We start from the raw sequence: 19,370 nt of genomic DNA on the forward strand, positions 1-19,370 counted from the left end.
ACTCCACTGTGCAACCGGAGGTCCTCACCTTTGGCTCAACGACTCCAGCGAGTCATCACATTCACCGAACCAACGTCCCTGGGCAGTACACCTAGCACTGGTCGCTGCCGGCGAGGCGGTGGCCATTGCGCCCACCCTAGGCGCTGGCCGACGTAGTCCCTGACGGCGTGGAAATCTTGGATATCCCCAGACTAGGGACGTGTCGCATCGTCCTGCGACGGGTTGACGGCCGCCATCCTAACAGCACGCCGATGGATACCGTCGCGCGGCTACTGCGCAAATCAGCTGCGGCCTTCGACACACGAGCGGCGTCCTGACAGGCACCTTTACCCCCCAAGCGTTAGCCTGTTTGGAGTCGCCGTGGGGCTAACCACTCCCAAGAGCAGGCACACAGGTCCCCCTAAGGCTGTTGGGTGTTGATTCCGCGGCCCCGTGTTGACGCACGCATTTGCACTCTGACCGGAGCGGGCACGGTCTGACCGTGCCCGCTCCCACGTGTCACGCGTTTTCCGAGGACGCGGGGAATCCGTAGAGCTTTTCCGGGTTGTCGACCAGGATTCGTTTGCGGTCTTGCTGTTTGGGAACCCAGCTGGCGAACAGGTCAAGCATGGCTGAGTCGTCGGGGATGGGCACTTCACCCCGTGAGGCGGTGGTATGCGGCCAGTCTGATCCCCAAACCATCCGTTCAGGGGCTTGCGCCACGAAGGCTGCCCCGATGGCAGCACGATCCGTATATGACGGCGGTCCATCGTGGGATTCGAGGTAAACGCCGGAGAGTTTGACCCAGGTTTTGCCGCCGTCAAGAAGCCTGGAGATGGCCGCGTAGGCCGGGTGTGACGTGCCGGAAGGTCCCGGAATGCGCCCCATGTGGTCAATCACCAGATCAGTCGGCAGGTCGGTGAGACGGTCAAGGTTCTCGAGTATTCCGTCCGCTGTCATGTGGATTTGAACGTGCCATCCAAGGTCGGCAATCCGGGCGGCCAGCGGCCGGATCAACTCGTTTCCGGCTCCCCCGGGACGGGTCAGGTTGAACCTGATTCCACGGATTCCTGCGCTGTCGAGCTCCAGCAGCTGGCTCCGAGTGAAGCTGGCGTCGATGACGGCGACACCCCGGGCGGTATGCAACCCCAGCTGACTGATTGCATCAAGGGTGCAGCGGTTGTCGGTGCTGTAGTTCGAGGGTGTGACGACAACAGTTCGTTTTGTCCCGGTGCGGCCCTGCAACAGGCGGTAGTCATCGACCGTTGCCTTGGGCGGCGGTGTCGACGTCGGGTTGGGATATGGAAACCGGTCAGGATCAAGGACGTGGATGTGACAATCGGTGGCTTGCCCGGGCACACGGTATCCCGCCCTGGCCGTTCCTGCCGAGAAGGGGGCTGTCCGTTGGGTGGATGCCTGGGCTGAGGCCGCCCCCATGGCCGTAAGCGCTGCGCCCGCAAGTGTGCCTTGCAGCAGGCTTCGGCGGCCGATCAACTTGCCTTTTTCTTTAGGTTCCGGACTTCTATGGCCGCGCTGGTGTGTCATGGAGTCTCTCCTTTGAGCCTGATCTGGTTCTCGTCGCTGGGTCTGGGTATCTGGCAGTCTTGCCCTGCCCCATATGGTCCGTCGACGGCGTTCTTCCTGTAATTGTTAGGTTTGGGGCCGATGCTGGCCTTGGGTGGACTGGCTGGTCAGGAAGCTTCCCAACCTGCTTTGACGGCATCGACTGGCGGGCTTAAGTGGAAGCAGGGGATGCGTCAGCCGGTGGCGTAGCATCCCCTGCCCGGTTATTCGCAGGTGTAGAGAGTCAGCGGGTCTGTTTTAAGGTGTAGTGATCTGTGACCGCTGCCCTCGGTGACGAGCCAAATGATGGAGCCGTCCGCCGCGAGGTCGTCGACATACGCCCTGGAGAGCTCTCCGTCTTCGCTCAGTGCTTCCACCCAGGTCCCCGGTTCCAGGTGCTTCCACTTCCGCACGATACGGCCTGCGGGCAGGGCTTTGTCATGGTGCTTTGCAGTCGCCCGTGTCATAACGGTCAGAATCCGACGTAGGTGTGCTGGACGTGCTTGACCTGCGGCGGAGCTGCGAAGTGCGGACCGACCAGTTCCCGCCACTGCTGGAATTCCGCTGATTCCCTAAAGCCGACCGTGTGGTCTTCCAGGGTGGCCCAGCCGACGGTCAGGGTGTATTCGTTGGGGCTTTCGATAGTGCGGTCGAGGCGCCAGCTGAGTGCGCCGGGCGCCTTTTGGAACAGGGGAACGGCTTTCGCTGCCGCTGCTTCGAAGTCTTCCTCGGAGCCCGGAGTGATGGTGAGGGTGGCCACTTCCTGAATCATGCGTTTGCTCCTTCCGTTACGGGCGGCTGGTTGGCTTGCTCTTCGTCGATACGGTTGCGGTTGGTGGTTCCGGCCATGGTGCGCGTGGCGTCAATGGAGGCGTAGGTCCAGAAGATTTTCATCTCCTCGGTATCGGAGGCATTCCGGAACCGGTGGACGATGTTGGCCGGCACGAAGGTTGTGTCGTAGGTATCCAGGTAGTACTCCGTGCCATCGATGTCCACCCAGGCGGTGCCTTCGATGACGGCGACGGATTCGACGCAGTTGTGGGAGTGATGCCCGATGGCAGCTCCCGGCTCGAAGGTCGTGATTCCGTTCAGGAAGGCGGTGGAGCCCAGGTGGGATCCGACCAGCGGGACGGTGGCGGCGCCGTTTCCCCGGTCTTTTCGGGGCAGTTCGGCCGGGCGCAGGATGACCGCGTCGACGGAACTGGTGCTGGTGCTGATGTGGGTCATGGGTGTCCTTAGTCTGCGACGGCGGGGATAGTGGGGGTGGCCTTGCCGGTCCAGAAGGTCTTCATGTTGGTGAATTCCCGGATGCCGTAGGAGCCCAGCTCCCGTCCGTAGCCTGATTTCTTGATGCCGCCGAAGGGCAGGCGCGGGTCTGAGGCGACCATGCCGTTGATGAAGACGGCGCCGGCGTCGATGCGGGGCAGCAGGTCCCGGACGGCTGTTTCGGTGTCGCGGGTCCAGAGCGCCGCGCCAAGCCCGAACTCGGTCTGGTTGGCCAGTGCGATCGCTTCCTGGGTGGAAGAGACCCGAACGATCGCCGCAACGGGGCCGAAGGTTTCCTCATCGAACGCGGCCTGGCCGGGACGGACGTGGTCGATGACGGTGGGCTGGTAAAAGTAGCCCGCGCCGTCGACGACGTTACCGCCGAGGATGATTTTCCCGCCCGCTTCGGCGGTGCGCACCACCTGGTCGTGCAGTTCGGCGCGGAGGTTTTCCCGGGCCATCGGGCCGATGGTGGTTTCCCGGTCGGTGGGGTCGCCGACGACCAGCGCCTTGGTGTTGGCGACAAACTCGGCCACAAATTCATCGGCGATCTTTTCATCGACGATGAAGCGCTTCGCGTTCACGCAGGACTGGCCGTTGTTGGTGAAGCGGGCCTTCACGGCGACCTTGGCGGCTTCTTTGATATCAGCATCGGCCAGGACGATGAACGGGTCGGAACCGCCGAGCTCCAGGACCTGCTTCTTCAGCGCGGCGCCGGCCTGCGATGCGACGATCTGGCCGACCTGGGTGGAGCCGGTCAGGGTCACGGCAGCGATCCGGTCATCAGCGATGAGCCCGGCGACCCGGCTGGATTCGACCAGGAGGGTGGCGAACAGGCCCTCCGGCAACCCTGCCTGGTCCATGATGTCCTCGACTGCCAAAGCAGCCTGCGGAACGTTGTTGGCGTGCTTGAGGATCGCACCGTTCCCGGCCGCAAGCGCCGGCAAGGCAAAGCGGAAGAACTGCCAGAACGGGTAGTTCCATGGCATGATCGCCAGCACCACGCCCAGCGGGTCGAACACGACGCCGGACTCCGCAGCGTCGGACTCGATCAGTTCCGGTGCCAGGAAGCGCGGGGCATGTTCGGCGTAGTAGTCAGCGGTTTTGGCGCACTTTTCGATTTCTGCTTCGGCTTCGGTGATTGGCTTGCCCATTTCCAGGGTGATCAGCCGGGCGTACTCGGCCTTGCCGTCGCGCAGGACCTTGGCGGTGTTCCGCAGCACCTGGACCCGTTCCTCGACCGGGACCAGCCGCCATGCGTTCTGCGCCTCGGCAGCAGCAGTCAACGCTGCATCGACCTGCTGATCGGTATGGGCATCGAACGCCTGGGTCTGCTCACCGGTAACCGGGTTGATCGTGGAGATCATGATTCCTCCTTAGGGGTCGTGAATATTAGGCCGAGGCCTGGGCCACGCGTTCGCGCGGCAAGCTGGCGATGACTTCGTCGGCGAACTCGCGGGTTCCCAGGGAGCCGCCGATGTCGCCAGTGCGGGTCAGGGGGTTTGCGAGGACCGTCTCGACGGCGGCTTCGATGTCGGCAGCGGCGTTGATGAGCGCCTGGTTGTTGTCACGGCGGCCGCGCCAGTCCAGCAACATGGCTGCCGACAGGATCAGGGACGTTGGGTTGGCAATGCCCTTGTTGGCGATATCCGGGGCGGATCCGTGCTGCGCCTGGGCGACACCGATGTTGTGGCCGGCGTTCAGCGAGCCGCCCAGGCCCAGGCTGCCGGAGAGCTCGGAGGCTTCGTCTGAGAGGATGTCGCCGAACATGTTGGTGGTGACGATGACGTCGAACTCGTGCGGCTTGCGGATGAGCAGTGCTGCCGCGGCGTCGACGATCAGTTCTTCGAGCTGGACATCGGGGAATTCGGCGGCGACCTTGCGGACTTCGCGCAGGAACAGGCCATCCGAGAGCTTGACGACGTTGGCCTTGTGGACGGCCGTGACCTTCTTATTCCGGCCCTGGGCGATTTCGAAGGCGGCGCGTGCGACGCGTTCGGATGCCTTGGCAGTGATCTTGCGGACGCTCAAGGCGATGTCTTCGTCCGGCATGAATTCACCGGTTCCCGCGAACATGTTGCGGTCGGAGTAGAAGCCTTCGGTGTTTTCCCGGACGATCACCAGGTCCATGGGGGTGCGCAGGATGCTCAGGCCGGGGCGGGAGCGGCAGGGGCGGACGTTGGCGAAGAGTTCGAACTGGACGCGCAGTTCGGCGGAGGGGTTGAAGCCGCCTTCCTGTTTGGTCGGGTACTCGTAGTGGGAGACCGGGCCCAGGATGACGCCGTCAACCTGGGGTATGCGCTCCATGACAGCTGCCGGGAGGGTGGTGCCCTGTTCGGCCAGGCTTTTGAGTCCGATGTCTTTTTGCTCGAATTCCAGGCCAAGGTTGTGGGTCTGGTCAACGACCTTGAGGACGTCGAGGGTGGTTTCGGTGATTTCGGGGCCGATGCCGTCACCGGGGAGAACGAGGATCTTCATGATGGTGCCTTTCGGAAAAACGTGGTGAAAAGAAGTTGGGGGGTTAGTGAACGATGCTGATGAGGATGAGGGCGCCTGCGACCGTAAGGCCGCCGCCGATACGGGTGGCGATCTGTGCGAACGGCATGAGGCGCATCCTGTCCGCGGCCGTCAGGATGGCGATGTCCCCTGCTCCGCCCATGCCGCTGTGGGTGCTGGTGATCATCGCCGTTTCGATCGGGTGCAGTTTGACCCACCGCGCGGTGAAGAAACCACCGGCCACCATGGCCACGACGGTGGTGACGATTGTGATGAGGTTGGCCGGAGCGAAGCCTGCCACCAAGCTCTGCCAGGGGGTCTGGATGAGGCTGAAGGTGAAGAGAAGGGGGAAGGCAACGGCTGTGAGCGCGAACCGGTACACCATCTTGAGCCCTCCCTGGAGGCGGGGCGAGACACCGTGGGCCAATGCGAGCAGGACTGCAGCAAACAGCATGACCACAGGGGCAGGCCAACCAAGGAGCTCGTTGGCGAGGACACCGAGCAGGTACAGCGTGACGGCGACGATGCCGCCCGCGGCCACACCCTTGAGGTCGAACCGTGCCGGCTTCTGTCCGTCTTCCAGATCCAGGATGTCGTCGCTTCCGCCGCCGGCCTGCAGCTGTCCGTTGCCGGTCAGGTTCGGATACTTTTTGCCAAGAAGAGCCAGGGCTCCGGCCAGGATCACCGCGGTCAGGTTGCCCACCATGATCGGAGGCAGGACCCGGGCCAGCGCAGCACCCTGCTCCATGCCAAGGATCTGTGAGTAGCCGATGGTCAGCGGGATGGCGCCTTCACCTACACCGCCGGCCATGATCGGCACCACGGTGAAGAAGAAGGTGTCGTGCAGCCCCAGGCCCAGGGCGGTGCCCACGGCGGTGCCGGCAACAACGGCCAGGACACTGCCGGCCAGCAAGGGAACGAAGATCTTGAAAAAGCCCTTGATCAGAACTTGCCGGTTCATACTAAGGATGCTGCCGACGATGACGGCGGCAATGAAGAGATTGAGGATCTTGCTGCTGGTGAAGAAATCGCCCACGGCCTTCTTCATCGGGTCCGGCACCCAGCCGAGGTAGCCCAGAAGCGAAGGGATAAAGGTGACGAGGACAGCCCCGCCCCCGATCTTGCGCAGCAGCGGCAGTCGGTTGCCGATTTCACCGAGCGTGAAGGCGAATACGGCCGAAATGGCGATCACCATTGCCAGTTCGCCGGTGATGCCCTTGGTGGCAGTGAAGGCGATCAGCAGGATGATCAGGATTAGATAGAACGGGAGCGGGATGATTCCCACATCCGTATCCATGAGTTTCCACCAAAAGGCCCGGCCCTTGGGAATGGCGCCTTCGGTGGTTTCAGGGGGTTGGGATGCGGTCTTGGTCTTAGGAGTAGACATCGTCGTCCTTGGTCTCTATTGGAGGGGGTTAGTGTTCGGTGGGGCCGAAGTCGAAAAGTCGGGCCGGGTTATCCACGAGGATTTGCCTTGCAAGGTTGGAGGTCTCGAGCCACGCGAGGAAACTGCTGGTTTCTGCAACGTCGTCGATATCCCGGAAGGGCTCGACGGCGCTGGGGCCGCGGCGTTTACGGTCGGCGCCGCCGCCGGTGTGGGGCCAGTCCGAGGCCCACACCAGGCGGTCTGCCCGGGCCTCGACGAGGGCCCGCACGATGATGGGAATGGCCGGTGAGGCTGCTCCCGCTCCGGCCACCCGGTAGGGGGCTGAGAGCTTCACCCATACGTGCGGCAGTGACAACAGGTCGATGACCTGCGGCAAGCCGTTTACCGTTCCGTCGTCAGCTACTTTCACACCGCCGAAGTGGTCCAGGATGACGGGAACCGGCGAGGCGGCAATCAGGTCTGCTGCGCCGGCGAGGGAAGTGGCGCTGCAAAAGAGTTCCACGGCCAGGCCATACGGCCGTGCCCGGGCAACGAGCTCCTGCAGGGGTTCGCGGACGTCTGCTTTGCCGCCATCGGGATTGGACTTTACATTCAAGCGCAGCCCACGGACACCGGCGGCGCGAAGGACTTCCAGTTCCCCTTCGGAGGTTTCCGGTCCAACGACGGCCACTCCCCGGGACCGCTCGGCGCCGTGCAGCTTCAAAGCAGCCAGCAACGCTGAGTTGTCCGTGCCATACACGCTGGGCTGAACGAAGACGAACCGGTCCAGACCGATGGTCCTTCCGTAGGCCCGCACATCATCCAGGTCAGCTTGCGCCGGAGTGTAATCGCGGTCCCCAGCGTAGGCAAACCAGGCTGGATCAAAAACATGCACATGGGTGTCGATTGACCCTTCAGGCACTACGCGATGGATCACATCGGACATTGGTACTCCCTCACTGCGGTGTGTGGTGCACGTCGGTGACGTACACAACAATCATGAAGGCAAACTTGGTTTTTTGCAAGCCACAAAAACCAAAATTTGGTTAAGATCGTTTGGACGAGCGGCTCCTCCGCGTATGGTGGGACTAGTCGCCGCAGCAAAGGAGTGGATGTGCCAGCCGGTGTCGCTGGAAGTACTGAACTGACTTCCATGATTGAAACCAGGATCCGCGCTTACCTGCGCGACGAAACACCCGCCGTGGGCGATCGGCTGACCGAACGCTTCCTGGCTGAACGACTCAGAGTCTCCCGCTCGCCCATCCGCAAGGCCCTGCAGGAGCTGCAGCGCGACGGCACGGTTGGCAGGACCGAGAGTGGCGGTTACGTCGTTGCCAGGTCCGGGGCAGACGTTTCACTCCCGGAATCATCGGATGACACGGGCGACGACAATGCCGCCTATATGAAAATTGCCGCCGACCGCCTCGACGGGGCCCTTCCCGAGAGAGTGACCGAAAACGGGCTGATGCGCCGGTACAGCCTGACCCGGGGCCAAGTTGGCCAACTCCTGCTTCGGATCTCGGCTGAAGGATGGATCGCACCGCTGCCGGGATACGGCTGGGAGTTCCTCCCGGTTCTGACCTCCGTGAAGTCCTACCGGGACAGCTACCACTTCCGTCTCGTTGTGGAACCAGCGGCCATTCTTGAGGATACTTTTGTCCTCGACCGTGAGGCTGTGCGTGAACGGATGCTGGAACAGCAGGAACTGGTGGACGGAAAAATCTGGTCTATTTCAGGTTCCGAACTCTTTGATCTGAATACCCGCTTCCACGAAACAGTGGCAAAGTGCAGCAATAATGACTTCTTCATCGAAAGCCTCGCGCGCATCAACCGGCTGCGCCGGCTCATCGAGTACCGGCAGGCCCTGGTCCCTGAACGGGCCGTCCTAAGGTGCGCCGAGCACGTCGAACTCGCCCGACTGTTGCTCAAGGGTGACCTCCAGGAAGCCTCCGATCATCTGCGCCGCCACTTGTCCAGCGTTGGCAGCGAGAAGTCCCAGTAAGACGGCGCCGGGCCAAATCGTGCGCGGTGCGCGCGCCCGCCTTTCGGCCTTATGAAGCCGAGTATCAGCAATATTGCCGCGCATCACTACTGGACCTGCAGCAGCCTTTCCCTGCAACTTTGTCTTCGTTTCGCCCTGTGGATTGCGCCAAGCAAGACAACCTCGCCGCTACTTTTGGACCTTCGCTCACTAAAAAACCATTTTTTGGTTTTTTAAGTTGTGAAATACCACACAGGTTGGCATGATTGTTGCGTCCGTCACGGACTACAACTGAAGAAAGCGGAAAATCAATGAAGATCACTCCCCCTCGCCGCCGGCATATTCTTGCCGGTTCCGCCGCTGCCCTCGCCGCCGTCGTAGCACTCACTGGATGCGGTCCGGCAGCCAGCAACCCCAACGCCTCCGGCAGCACCTCGGTCGCCAAGGACATCACCATCGACGCGCCCTCCGGTCCAGGCAGCGGATACGACCAAACAGCCCGCGCCTTGGAAAAGGCGCTGAAGGGCGAAAAACTCAGCGACAAGATTGAAGTCCGTAACACCCAGGGTGCCGGCGGAACTGTTGCCTTGTCGCAATTCGTCCAGAAGTCCGGCACGAAAGACCTTATGCTCGGCGGCCTGTCCCTGGTCGGCGCCACCATAACCAACTCAGCGCCGAACAAGCTTACGGACCTGACGCCGGTTTCGCGGCTCATTGGCGAATACGAGGTCATCGTGGTGCCCGCCGCGTCCCCCCATAAGACGCTGAAGGATTTCCTTGACGCGTTGAAAGCCAACCCTGGCGCCAACCCGATCGCCATCGGCAACCAGGGCGGTGTGGACCATATCTGGGGTGGCACCCTGGTTAAGGACGCAGGCGTCAAGCCCACCGACGTGAACTTCGTGACCTTCTCCGGTGGAGGTGAAGCGCTGGTGGCGCTGCTGGGCAACAAGGTGGCAGCCGGGATCGCCGGCTACAACGAATTCGGCGACCAGGTTGACGCTGGCAAACTGCGCATCCTGGCAGTCTCCTCAGACAAGCCCATCGACGTCGCACCCGACGCCCCAACCATAAAAGACGCCGGGTACCCCAACGCCGTCCTGGTGAACTGGCGCGGGATCTTCGCCCCTCCAGGCGTCAGCGACGCTGACCGCAAAGCCCTCTCCGACGTTTTCGCCAAACTCGTCGAAAGCAACACATGGAAAGAAACCGTGAAGACCAATGGCTGGTCCAATGAATACCTGGACAGCGACAAATTCAAAGCCGACCTGGAATCCCAACAAACCAAGACTCATGACATCCTGACGACACTTGGACTGGCATGATCACCAGCGTTAAGAGCAGGGGTGAGCTCGTCTTTGCCGGGCTCACCCTCGCCCTGGGTATCTTCATCCTGATCGGCACCAGCTTCATCCACGAACCCGTCGCGGCGAGCAACGTCGGACCCCGGTTCTTCCCCTACGCCATAGGCATCCTCCTGACTGCTGCCTCAGCGTTTGTGGTGCTCGACGTGCTTCGCGGCAACAGCGCCGCACCGGAGGAAGGGGAACTGGTTGATCCCAGCCTGCCCATGAACAAGAAGCGAGTGGTTCTGCTCCTGATCTCCATCCTTGCCTTCGCCGTTCTTCTCGAGCCGGCCGGATACGTCATAGCCTGCGCGGTGTCCTTCTTCGGGATCGCCGTAACCCTCGGCGCCCGTCTGAGCTGGCGCGTCGCCGTCACGTCCGTCGCACTCTCTCTTGCCATCTACCTCCTGTTCACACGGCCCCTCGGGATCTACCTCCCACCGGGCGTGCTGGCCGGGATCCTCTAAGGAAGTACTCCGCATGGAAGGAATCAACGGCCTAATCCAAGGGTTCGCCGTCGCCGCAACACCCGGGAACCTGCTTTTCGCCCTGGTCGGCGTAATAGCAGGCACCTTCGTCGGCGTCCTGCCCGGCATCGGCCCCGCACTGACGATCGCACTGCTGCTGCCCGTCACCTACAACATGCCGCCTTCGGCGGCCTTCATCCTGTTCGCCGGCATCTACTACGGTGCCATGTACGGCGGTTCCACCACCTCGATCCTGCTCAACGCACCCGGCGAATCAGGGTCCATGATGACAGCCATCGAAGGAAACAAAATGGCCCGGGCCGGGCGGGCAGCTGCTGCCCTGGCCACCGCAGCCATCGGATCCTTCGTCGCCGGAACCCTCGCAACCCTGGCGCTGGCATTCTGCGCACCGTACGTCGTGGACATCGCCATCAGCCTCGGCCCCGCGGACTACCTGGCATTGATGGTCGTGGCATTCATGACTGTCGGTGCCCTCCTCGGATCCTCCGCAGCCCGAGGCTTCGCCAGCGTAGCTCTCGGGCTGGTCATCGGAATCATAGGCCTCGATGCCCAAAGCGGCTCCGCCCGCTTTACGTTCGGAGTTCCGCTGCTGCTCGACGGCATCGACACTGTGGTCCTGATTGTGGCACTTTTCGCCATGGGCGAAGCCATCTATCTCGCTGCCAAAATGCGTCCCGGCAAGCCCAAATTTATTGACCTCAAAGGCAAGTCGGGCAAATCAAGGACCGGCATGACGGGCCAGGACTGGAAGCGCTCCTGGCCTGCGTGGCTCCGCGGCACAGCCATCGGATGGCCCCTCGGCGCCATACCCGTGGGCGGCTCCGAGATCCCGACCTTCTTGTCCTATGCACTGGAGAAGAAGCTCAGCAAGCACCCCCAGGAATTCGGCAAGGGCGCCATTGAGGGTGTCGCCGGCCCCGAAGCGACCAACAACGCCAACGCTGCCGGCTCACTCATGCCGCTGCTCACGCTGGGACTGCCGACGTCGGCTACAGCCGCCGTCATCCTCGTCGCCTTCCAGCAATACGGCCTCCAGCCCGGCCCCCTGCTGCTGCAAAAGGAACCGGAGCTGGTGTGGGGACTGGTCGCGGCACTGCTCATCGGCAACGTCATGCTGCTGCTGCTCAACCTGCCCCTGGTGGGACTGTGGGCAAAGGTCCTTCTCATTCCCACCCCCTACCTCTACGCGGGAATCGCGGCCTTCGCCCTCCTCGGTGCCTACAGCATCAACGGCTCAGTCTTTGACGTGTACGTCATGCTGGCGATCGGGATCCTGGGGTACTTCCTGCGCCAATACGGGTTCCCGGTGGCGCCACTGATCATCGGCGCCATCCTGGGGCCGCTGGCAGAGACACAGTTGCGCCGGGCAATGTCCATCGCAGACGGGGACTTCGGTGCACTGGTTTCCACACCATTCTCCATCGCGGCCTACGTCATCGTGATTCTGGTGGCGCTTGTGCCCCAGTTCATGAAGCGCTGGGAACGCCGGACCGCGAAGGAAGTGGGCATTCTTCCGGAATTCGAACACGCCTCAGCTTCAGCGGTGGACAAGGGTCAAATGAATTAGAAAGTAGCGGCGGCGGGAACCTCCCCGCCGCCGCACTTTTTGCACAGCATCCGGCGTCAGCGTCACGCACACCCCACCCTGACGTCAGATCGGCGCCTGAACCACGTCAGAGTAGGGTCCGAAGCCGGCTTTTCTAATTCATTCCAAGGTCCTAGACCTCAACCGGACAAAAGTGCCGCCGGCAGGCCCGGCGGGGTGACAAAAGAGGCACACACCAGGTAGCCGCGGCAGCCGCTGAAGGGGCGCTCGAAATAAAACTCAGTTCGTTCATAATTTAGGACGTAGTCCAGTATGCTGAACAGATGACTTCCTCTAAGACCGTGGCCATCGCCGTCCCGCTCGAAGCAGAGCTTGTGGACCAGATCCGCGCCGTTGACCCCACCGTCACTGTCCTTTACGAGCCCGTCCTCCTGCCCCCGGAGCGCTTCCCGGCCGACCACGCAGGGGATCCGGCCTTCAAACGGACGGCTGAACAGGAAGAGCGCTACTGGGCCATGCTCAACAGTGCCGACGTGCTGTACGGCTTTCCCAACGAGAGTCCTGACGGCCTGGCGCGCATCGCCCGGGAAAACCCAAGGCTGGAGTGGGTCCACGCGATGGCGGCCGGGGCGGGCGGAGCGGTCAAGGCGTCGGGCCTGAGCCAGGACGCCCTGCAGAAGTTCAAGATCACCACCTCCGCCGGGGTCCACGCCCTGCCCCTCGCGGAGTTCGCAGCGATGGGAATCCTCAACGGCTTCAAGCGCAGCGCCGAACTTGCCCAGGACCAGGCCGTGAAGGCCTGGCCCAGCCTCCGTGTCCCCACCCGACTGGTCAACGGATCCAACCTGGTCATCACCGGCCTCGGCGAAATCGGCCTGGAAACCGCCCGGATCGCCAAGGCACTGGGCATGAAGGTCAGCGGCACCAAGCGGACCGTGGAACCCATCGACGGCATCGACCAGGTTGCTGACAACAAAGGCCTTCCCGCCCTCCTGGCCACGGCAGACGCCGTCGTCAACACCCTGCCCGGCACCGCCTACACGGAGAAACTGTTCAACCGTGAACTGTTCGCCGCCATGAAGCCCGGAACCACCTTCGTCAACGTGGGCCGCGGAACCGTGGTGGATGAGGATGCCCTGCTGGAGGCACTGGACAACGGCCAGGTGGGCTACGCCTGCCTTGACGTCTTCGCCGTGGAGCCGCTGCCGCAGGACAGCCCCCTGTGGAACCACCCCAAGGTCATGGTCTCGCCGCACACCTCAGCCCTCAGCGCCGCCGAGAACCGCCTCATCACCGAACGGTTCTGCAGCAACCTCCGGACGTTCCTCGACGGCGGGGATCTCCCCCACCTCGTGGACACGGTCCACTTCTACTAGGACGGGGCAGGGAAGTGCGCATCGCCAGAATCCAAACAGCCGCTGGCCCGCAGTACGCCGTTGAGAACGACGGCGGCTGGGACCACATTGCCGATCCTTTCGAGGAGCCACTTCGCTACACCAGCGGTACTACCTCCCACAGCGACGCAACGTTCCTCGCCCCAGTGAGGCCCGCCGTCGTCCTCGGCATTGGCCACAACCGGACGATGAATGACCACGCCCTGCCCATCCAGGCGTGGCACAAGTCCGTCCATACGGTCGCCCCGCCGGAAGCAGCCATCGTTGCGGCCCGCGACCGCGGCACCGTCCACGCAGAGGGTGAACTCGCCGTCGTCATCGGCAGGACAGCCGTCAACCTGACGATGGAAAACGCCCTGGAGCACGTCTTCGGCTACACCTGCGTCAACGACGTCACCAACGTGGACCAGAACGCAGTGGACGAGCGGAACTTCCAGGGCAAGGCCGGCGTCAACTACACACCCCTGGGCCCCTGGATAGAAACGGACCTCCCGGATCCCGAAAAGGTGGCCATCGACGTGTACGTCAACGGGACAGCCAAAGCCAGCTCCGGGACCTTCAACCTCCCCTCCACGGTGGTGGACTGCCTGGTCTACATCACGGCGTGGCTGACCCTGGAACCCGGGGACGTGGTGATGACGGGCGCACCCAGCACCGCGATTCCCATCGCCCCCGGGGACCAGGTGGACATCCTCGTGGAGGGCATAGGTACGTTGAGCAACCGTGTGGCGTGAGGTCCGGGGGACCAGCCTGGGGCCTTTATGATGGATAGCGTTCAGTTGACTGAACGCCTATGCCACCCATCCGGCGACCGAAGGAGAATCATGGCCGATTCCCACATCACCGCGTCATCCGACAAGCCGGGAGCCACCTCGCCGGCGCCGGCCGTGACCCGGGCAGCAGCCGTCCTGGATGCCCTCGCCGCCTCGGCCACCGGCCGCCTCACCTTGAGCGACCTGTCCCGCGAGGTGGGAATCCCCAAGTCCTCCACCTCCAACCTCCTGCTGGCCCTGGAGGAAGCCCGGCTGATCAGCCGGCAGGGCTCGGAGTTCACCTTGGGCCGCAAGCTGGTGGAACTGGGCGCCGCCTATCTGGGCCGCATGGATGAGGTACAGGAGTTTTACCGGTACTGCGAGCAGGCCTCCGTCCTTTCCCGCGAAACGGTGCGGATTGCCATGCTGGACGGCACCAACGTCATCTACCTGGCCCGGTACGAAGGCCATCCAGCAGTACGGCTCACGTCCAACATCGGCGACAAGATGCCGGTTTCCCTGTGCGCCGTGGGCAAGGCCCTGATCGCGCGTTTGCGTGACCATGACCTTGAGGAAATGTTCCCGGATGACGCCGAACTGCCGGTCCTCACCCCCAAATCCCTGCGCACAGGCGCGGAGCTGAAGGCGCAGCTGAAGGAGATCCGCGAGCAGGGCTTCGCCTTCGAGGACGAGGAATCCACCACCGGCGTGGTGTGCCTCGCCGTCTCCGTCCCCACCCGCGGCGCCCACGGCCCCAGCCTCGGCCTTTCCGTGACCGCCCTCAAGGCCACCTACACGCCGGAGCAGGGCGCCCAAATGGTCAAGGAGCTGAAGGAACTGGCCCACTCCCTGGGCAACCCGATGGGCTGACCCACTACAGCTAGCTAGGATCCGCGCCGGCCCGGAGACCTTCCGCAACTTCACAAGAAAAACTCTTGCCAGCCGTTCAGGATGCTGTATTGTGTTCAGCATAGTGACCGGCACAACAGGTGCTGCCGCTATCCCACCAGGCCAACGGGGGCCTGGAGTGCATTAGAGGGAGTTTCTCGTGACAACTCGTACTAACTCACCGCAGGCCACCGCGGACGGCGCCGTCGTCGATCCGGACCAGCTGCGAAGGGCAACACTTGCCAGCTCCGTTGGGTCCGCCCTGGAGTACTACGACTTCTACATCTACGGCCTGGCCTCGGCCCTGATCTTCGGCCCGCTGTTCTTCGCGCCGCTCGGAGACAGCGGCGCGGTTATCGCCTCCTTCGCCACCTACGGCGTCGGCTTCGCGGCCCGGCCCTTCGGCGGCGTGGTCTTCGGCCACATCGGCGACCGCTTCGGCCGCAAGATGGTCCTGATCCTGACCATCGGCCTGATGGGACTCTCCAGCTGCGCCATCGGGCTCCTGCCCACCTTCGACCAGGCAGGAATGCTCGGAGCGGTGCTCCTGGTGACGCTGCGCATCCTCCAGGGCCTGGGCGCCGGCGCCGAGCAGGCAGGCGCCACCACCCTCATCTCCGAGGTGGCCCCGCGCCGTCGTCGTGGCTTCTTCGCTTCCCTGCCGTTCGTAGGCATCCAGCTGGGCACCCTGCTGGGCGCCGGCACCTTTGCCCTGATGGCGCTGGCGGACAAGCAGGTCCTCCAGGGCTGGCTGTGGCGCGTCCCCTTCCTGGCCAGCGTCATCCTGATCGCGATCGCCATCTTCATCCGGCTCCGGCTCAAGGAAACCCCGGTCTTCCAGGAACTGGAGAAGCACAAGGCCGTCATCAAGAACCCGGTGGGCCAGATTTGGAAGCACTCCAAGAAGAACGTGCTGGTGGGCATTGGCCTTCGCATGGGCGAAAACGGCAACTCGTCCATCTACTCCGCGCTGCTGGTGTCCTTCATCAGCATGCCGGCCGGCGTCTTCCCCGGCGACAAGTTCATCGGCCCCACCGGCCTGCTGATTGCCGCGGGTTTCGCTGCGGTGCTGGTGGTTGCCTTCGGCGCCCTGTCCGACCGCTTCGGCCGGGTTCCTGTCTACCGCTACGGCGCACTCTTTCAGGCCGTCATCGCCCTGCCCGCGTTCTACCTGGTGACGCTCGGCAATGTGGCCCTGGTCTGGGTAGTCATGGTGGTGGGCATCGCCCTGGGCGTGCAAGCCATGCTCGGCCCGCAGTGCGCCCTGCTCCCGGAACTCTTCGGCTCCCAGCACCGCTTCACCGGCGTGGCCCTCAGCCGTGAGCTCTCCGCGGTGCTCGCCGGCGGCTTCGCCCCGATGATCGGCGTCGCCCTACTGGCGGCCACCAACCACTCCTGGCTGGTGCCGGCACTCTACTCACTGGTCCTGGCGGGCATCTCGTTCGCCACCACCTTCTTCACCCCGGAAACCAACGGCCGCGACCTGGTGCTCGTTGAGGACGCCAGGTGAACAACGGCAACGATGCCCTGACAAATCCCGCGCCTCACCGTGCGGGATTTGTCGGGCTGGGGCTGATGGGGGCACCGATGGCCGCCAACCTGCTCAAGGCGGGGTGGCAGGTCACGGGCTGGAACCGCTCCCCCGCCGCCGTCCGCGGCTTCGAGGCGCTGGGCGGGACCGGCGCCAGCCACGTTGCGGACCTACGGGACGAACCGGTCGTATTCTTCATGCTCCCCGACCTCCCCTTCATCGAAGACGCCGCGGCGGGGCTTTTGGAGTCGTGGCGGGATGCGCCGCCCGCCCCTGGAACGCTCGTAGTGGTGATGAGCAGCGTGTCGCCGGTGGGCGTGCAGGCGTTCGGCCTGGCGGTGGCCGCAGCGAGCGCCGGCAACGCCTCGGTGCTCGATGCCCCGGTCAGCGGCGGAACGGTCGGAGCGCAGCAGGGAACCCTGGCCATCATGGCCGGCGGGTCCCCAGAAGACTTCAACCGGGCCCTCCCGGCGTTGGAGGCAATGGGGACCTCCGTCCGCCGGCTGGGCGGCCTGGGTGCCGGCTCGCTGGCCAAGGCGTGCAACCAGCTGATCGTGGGAAGCACGACGGCGGCACTCGCCGAAGCGGCGGAGCTTGCGGAACGCTCGGGCCTGGATGTCAGCGCCCTCTTTGAGGTCCTGTCCGGCGGCCTCGCTGCCAGCCGGGTGCTGGAGGTGGTGGGACCACGGCTGGCGGCCAAGGATTACACCCCCACCGGCCCGGCGAAGTTCATGCTGAAGGATCTGTCCTTCGTCCTGGAAAGCGCCGCCACTGCCCGCACCGCCACACCCATGGCGTCCGCCGGCGTCGACCTGTATGCGGAACTGGTGGCGCAGGGCCTGGGCGACCAGGACCTGGCCGTGGTGCGGCAGGCGATCGCCACCCTGGCCGCCAACGCCGCCGGTTAGGTCCCTGCTATATTCTGAATGTTTTCAGGCCTGGGCAGGGGAGCCGGGCCACAGCACGTCGAACGGCCCTTTCAGTGATTTCCAGCAGCGCACACCCAGACTCCAGGCGAGGGAAAGCCCCGTCCACCGATTTCCTCAACTGCCCCACCGGGTTCGTCGAGTACTACTTCTCGGACGGCATCTTCCGCTGGTCGGACGGGCTGTACCGGATGTACGGGTATGAACGGGGCGAGGTGGTTCCCTCCATGGAGATGGTGCTCCCCCACATCGAGCCCGAAGACCGGCCAAGGGTCCAGGCCTATTGGGACCACGTGTCCACCCAGGGCGGACCGTTATCCATCTACCTGTCCATCCGGGACCGCAAGGACCACCAGCACAAGCTGCTCTACTCGGCCGACTACATCATGGACGGAAATACCCCGATCGGCGTCTGGGGCGTGGTGGTGGATCTCACCACGTCAATCCACACGGACCGGCACCAACTCGCCACCGAGGCTGTGGCTGCGTCCGCCGTCAACCGGGCAATTATCGAACAGGCCAAGGGAATCCTGATGGGCCGCACCGGCGTCACCGCCGACCACGCCTACCAGCTCATCAACCAACTGAGCCAGGACACCAACCGCAAGGTCTACGCAATTGCCCAGGACATTGTGGACCGGGCCACCATCGGCGCCGGAGATCCGGACGCCCAGGCCCACCCCCTGCTGTAGTCGGCGGGAAGAACAGGCCCCCTTACACGGCAGTTGAGGCCAGCGAGTCCCGCAGCGCTACGTCCGCGTCACGCAGGACCTTCGCGGCGACCTGGAGGCCTTCGATCCGGCCGAGCGATACGTCCTCGTGCTCAATGTTGACAAACATCCCCGGGTCCACCTCGTGAAGGGCGCGCAGGAACTCCGTCCAGTAAGCGGTGTCATGCCCGCGGCCCAGGGCCACGAAGTCCCAGGCGGAGTTCCGCGGCCATTCATTGACCCATTCGTCCCCGCCCAGGTTGGTACGGTCCTCGTCCTGGGACAACCGGCGGAAGCTGTTGTCCAGCACCCCGTACAGCGCCGCATTCCCCTTGTTGATCCGCACATCCTTTGCCGCGGCCTGGAACACCAGCGGGCCCAGCTCGCGGACCACGGCCACCGGGTCCATCTGCTGCCAGAACAGGTGGCTGGCATCCAGTTCCACGCCCACGTGGGTGGCGCCGGTGAGCTCGATCAGCTTGCGGACATCGGCGGTGTTGAACACCAGGTTCTGCGGGTGCAGCTCCAGGGCCACCTTGACGTCGAGTTCGCGTGCCAGCTGGTCGATTTCCTTCCAGAACGCGGCTGCGATCCCCCACTGGTAGTCCAAAACATCCAGGGCGGCCGAGTTCCAGGCGTTGACGATCCAGTTGGGCACCGTCGCGCCGGGCTCTCCGCCGGGCAGCCCGGACATGGTGACCACGCGGTCCTGGCCCAGCCGGTGCGCCAACCTGATGGAACGCCGGATGTCCTCGGCATGCTTTTGCCCAATCTCCGGGTTGGGGTGCAGGGGGTTGCCGTTGCAGTTCAGGCCGGCAATGGAAACTCCGGTGCCCTCGAAGACCGCCAGGTACTCGTCCCGCGCGGCGTCACTTTCCAGGATCTGGTCGAAAGTGGGAACGTGCACCGCGGGAAGGAATCCGCCGGTGTTGATTTCGATGCCCGTCAGGCCCAGGTTGGCGATCACCTTGAGCGCCTCGGGCAGCGGACGGTCGTGCAGGATCGCGTTGTAGACACCAAGCCTCATGGGTTCTCTCCTTTGAAGGGGCCCCGTACGAGAAATGGAGCGCTCTAACACAAGATAGGAGCCCAAGTTTGTCCTGTCAATAGGATAAACGTTGCCAAGTGGGCGCACCCA

General features: G+C 63.7%; 19 protein-coding genes. 10 read left to right on the plus strand and 9 right to left on the minus strand.

The features are described from left to right. Nucleotides 1-498: 498 nt before the first annotated feature. From ACFVTD_RS09955 to ACFVTD_RS09990, 8 genes are all read right to left on the minus strand, one after another. Nucleotides 499-1,524, minus strand: coding sequence for an amidohydrolase family protein (locus tag ACFVTD_RS09955; RefSeq protein ID WP_387561740.1), 1,026 nt, complete (start codon nt 1,522-1,524; stop codon nt 499-501). A gap of 242 nt (nt 1,525-1,766) precedes the next feature. Next, nucleotides 1,767-2,009: a hypothetical protein gene (locus tag ACFVTD_RS09960; RefSeq protein ID WP_387561743.1), complete on the minus strand. Its 243-nt coding sequence runs from the start codon at nt 2,007-2,009 to the stop codon at nt 1,767-1,769. 5 nt (nt 2,010-2,014) lie between these two features. After that, the gene (locus ACFVTD_RS09965) at nt 2,015-2,314 is read right to left on the minus strand and encodes an antibiotic biosynthesis monooxygenase family protein (RefSeq protein ID WP_387561745.1); all 300 of its coding nucleotides are present in this window, start codon (nt 2,312-2,314) and stop codon (nt 2,015-2,017) included. Beyond that, nucleotides 2,311-2,769: a cupin domain-containing protein gene (locus ACFVTD_RS09970; RefSeq protein ID WP_387561748.1), complete on the minus strand. Its 459-nt coding sequence runs from the start codon at nt 2,767-2,769 to the stop codon at nt 2,311-2,313. Before ACFVTD_RS09970 ends, ACFVTD_RS09965 begins: the two co-directional genes overlap by 4 nt. 8 nt (nt 2,770-2,777) lie before the next feature. Beyond that, nucleotides 2,778-4,175 carry an NAD-dependent succinate-semialdehyde dehydrogenase gene (locus tag ACFVTD_RS09975; protein WP_387561751.1) on the minus strand — a complete coding sequence of 466 codons (1,398 nt, stop codon included), beginning with the start codon at nt 4,173-4,175 and terminating at the stop codon, nt 2,778-2,780. Nucleotides 4,176-4,200: 25 nt separating this feature from the next. Continuing rightward, nucleotides 4,201-5,286, minus strand: coding sequence for an isocitrate/isopropylmalate dehydrogenase family protein (locus ACFVTD_RS09980; protein WP_387561754.1), 1,086 nt, complete (start codon nt 5,284-5,286; stop codon nt 4,201-4,203). Between the two features lie 43 nt (nt 5,287-5,329). After that, nucleotides 5,330-6,691 (minus strand): 2-hydroxycarboxylate transporter family protein, encoded by a 1,362-nt coding sequence (locus tag ACFVTD_RS09985; protein ID WP_387561757.1) that lies wholly within the window; start codon nt 6,689-6,691, stop codon nt 5,330-5,332. A 28-nt stretch (nt 6,692-6,719) separates the two neighbouring features. Continuing rightward, entirely contained in the window at nt 6,720-7,616 is an 897-nt protein-coding gene (locus tag ACFVTD_RS09990) for an amidohydrolase family protein (protein ID WP_387561760.1), read from the minus strand. Between the two features lie 207 nt (nt 7,617-7,823). Here ACFVTD_RS09990 and ACFVTD_RS09995 point away from each other — a divergent pair, with 207 nt between their 5' ends. The 10 genes from ACFVTD_RS09995 (at nt 7,824) to ACFVTD_RS10040 (ending at nt 18,214) form a co-directional block, all read left to right on the plus strand. Continuing rightward, nucleotides 7,824-8,672 carry an FCD domain-containing protein gene (locus tag ACFVTD_RS09995; protein WP_387561763.1) on the plus strand — a complete coding sequence of 283 codons (849 nt, stop codon included), beginning with the start codon at nt 7,824-7,826 and terminating at the stop codon, nt 8,670-8,672. A 290-nt stretch (nt 8,673-8,962) separates the two neighbouring features. Next, nucleotides 8,963-9,976 carry a Bug family tripartite tricarboxylate transporter substrate binding protein gene (locus ACFVTD_RS10000; protein WP_387561766.1) on the plus strand — a complete coding sequence of 338 codons (1,014 nt, stop codon included), beginning with the start codon at nt 8,963-8,965 and terminating at the stop codon, nt 9,974-9,976. Further along, on the plus strand, nt 9,973-10,464 hold the full coding sequence (locus ACFVTD_RS10005; protein WP_387561769.1) for a tripartite tricarboxylate transporter TctB family protein: 492 nt from the start codon (nt 9,973-9,975) through the stop codon (nt 10,462-10,464). The genes ACFVTD_RS10000 and ACFVTD_RS10005 overlap by 4 nt, the downstream gene beginning before the upstream one ends. A 13-nt stretch (nt 10,465-10,477) precedes the next feature. Continuing rightward, the gene (locus ACFVTD_RS10010; RefSeq protein ID WP_387561772.1) at nt 10,478-12,052 is read left to right on the plus strand and encodes a tripartite tricarboxylate transporter permease; all 1,575 of its coding nucleotides are present in this window, start codon (nt 10,478-10,480) and stop codon (nt 12,050-12,052) included. Nucleotides 12,053-12,354: 302 nt separating this feature from the next. Next, the gene (locus ACFVTD_RS10015) at nt 12,355-13,407 is read left to right on the plus strand and encodes a D-2-hydroxyacid dehydrogenase (protein WP_387561775.1); all 1,053 of its coding nucleotides are present in this window, start codon (nt 12,355-12,357) and stop codon (nt 13,405-13,407) included. A 14-nt stretch (nt 13,408-13,421) separates the two neighbouring features. After that, nucleotides 13,422-14,159 (plus strand): fumarylacetoacetate hydrolase family protein, encoded by a 738-nt coding sequence (locus ACFVTD_RS10020; protein ID WP_387561778.1) that lies wholly within the window; start codon nt 13,422-13,424, stop codon nt 14,157-14,159. Nucleotides 14,160-14,249: 90 nt separating this feature from the next. Then, entirely contained in the window at nt 14,250-15,047 is a 798-nt protein-coding gene (locus ACFVTD_RS10025; RefSeq protein ID WP_387561781.1) for an IclR family transcriptional regulator, read from the plus strand. A 178-nt stretch (nt 15,048-15,225) separates the two neighbouring features. After that, nucleotides 15,226-16,575, plus strand: coding sequence for an MFS transporter (locus ACFVTD_RS10030; protein ID WP_387561784.1), 1,350 nt, complete (start codon nt 15,226-15,228; stop codon nt 16,573-16,575). Further along, nucleotides 16,572-17,504, plus strand: a complete 933-nt coding sequence (locus ACFVTD_RS10035) for an NAD(P)-dependent oxidoreductase (protein ID WP_387561786.1) — start codon at nt 16,572-16,574, stop codon at nt 17,502-17,504. Before ACFVTD_RS10030 ends, ACFVTD_RS10035 begins: the two co-directional genes overlap by 4 nt. Before the next feature lie 74 nt (nt 17,505-17,578). After that, on the plus strand, nt 17,579-18,214 hold the full coding sequence (locus ACFVTD_RS10040) for an ANTAR domain-containing protein (RefSeq protein ID WP_387561789.1): 636 nt from the start codon (nt 17,579-17,581) through the stop codon (nt 18,212-18,214). A 22-nt stretch (nt 18,215-18,236) separates the two neighbouring features. On the opposite strand, the gene ACFVTD_RS10045 is transcribed toward ACFVTD_RS10040, so the two are convergent. Continuing rightward, on the minus strand, nt 18,237-19,259 hold the full coding sequence (locus ACFVTD_RS10045) for a sugar phosphate isomerase/epimerase family protein (RefSeq protein ID WP_387561792.1): 1,023 nt from the start codon (nt 19,257-19,259) through the stop codon (nt 18,237-18,239). Nucleotides 19,260-19,370: the final 111 nt, after the last annotated feature.

Origin of the sequence: Pseudarthrobacter sp. NPDC058119, from assembly GCF_042884655.1 — a bacterium.
Lineage (GTDB): Bacteria > Actinomycetota > Actinomycetes > Actinomycetales > Micrococcaceae > Arthrobacter.

What these genes read in the sequence shown, in the direction of transcription:
- ACFVTD_RS09955 (WP_387561740.1), bottom strand. Translation starts at nt 1,524, where the DNA reads ATGACACACCAGCGCGGCCATAGAAGTCCGGAACCTAAAGAAAAAGGC.
- ACFVTD_RS09960 (WP_387561743.1), bottom strand. Translation starts at nt 2,009, where the DNA reads ATGACACGGGCGACTGCAAAGCACCATGACAAAGCCCTGCCCGCAGGC.
- ACFVTD_RS09965 (WP_387561745.1), bottom strand. Translation starts at nt 2,314, where the DNA reads ATGATTCAGGAAGTGGCCACCCTCACCATCACTCCGGGCTCCGAGGAA.
- ACFVTD_RS09970 (WP_387561748.1), bottom strand. Translation starts at nt 2,769, where the DNA reads ATGACCCACATCAGCACCAGCACCAGTTCCGTCGACGCGGTCATCCTG.
- ACFVTD_RS09975 (WP_387561751.1), bottom strand. Translation starts at nt 4,175, where the DNA reads ATGATCTCCACGATCAACCCGGTTACCGGTGAGCAGACCCAGGCGTTC.
- ACFVTD_RS09980 (WP_387561754.1), bottom strand. Translation starts at nt 5,286, where the DNA reads ATGAAGATCCTCGTTCTCCCCGGTGACGGCATCGGCCCCGAAATCACC.
- ACFVTD_RS09985 (WP_387561757.1), bottom strand. Translation starts at nt 6,691, where the DNA reads ATGTCTACTCCTAAGACCAAGACCGCATCCCAACCCCCTGAAACCACC.
- ACFVTD_RS09990 (WP_387561760.1), bottom strand. Translation starts at nt 7,616, where the DNA reads ATGTCCGATGTGATCCATCGCGTAGTGCCTGAAGGGTCAATCGACACC.
- ACFVTD_RS09995 (WP_387561763.1), top strand. Translation starts at nt 7,824, where the DNA reads ATGATTGAAACCAGGATCCGCGCTTACCTGCGCGACGAAACACCCGCC.
- ACFVTD_RS10000 (WP_387561766.1), top strand. Translation starts at nt 8,963, where the DNA reads ATGAAGATCACTCCCCCTCGCCGCCGGCATATTCTTGCCGGTTCCGCC.
- ACFVTD_RS10005 (WP_387561769.1), top strand. Translation starts at nt 9,973, where the DNA reads ATGATCACCAGCGTTAAGAGCAGGGGTGAGCTCGTCTTTGCCGGGCTC.
- ACFVTD_RS10010 (WP_387561772.1), top strand. Translation starts at nt 10,478, where the DNA reads ATGGAAGGAATCAACGGCCTAATCCAAGGGTTCGCCGTCGCCGCAACA.
- ACFVTD_RS10015 (WP_387561775.1), top strand. Translation starts at nt 12,355, where the DNA reads ATGACTTCCTCTAAGACCGTGGCCATCGCCGTCCCGCTCGAAGCAGAG.
- ACFVTD_RS10025 (WP_387561781.1), top strand. Translation starts at nt 14,250, where the DNA reads ATGGCCGATTCCCACATCACCGCGTCATCCGACAAGCCGGGAGCCACC.
- ACFVTD_RS10045 (WP_387561792.1), bottom strand. Translation starts at nt 19,259, where the DNA reads ATGAGGCTTGGTGTCTACAACGCGATCCTGCACGACCGTCCGCTGCCC.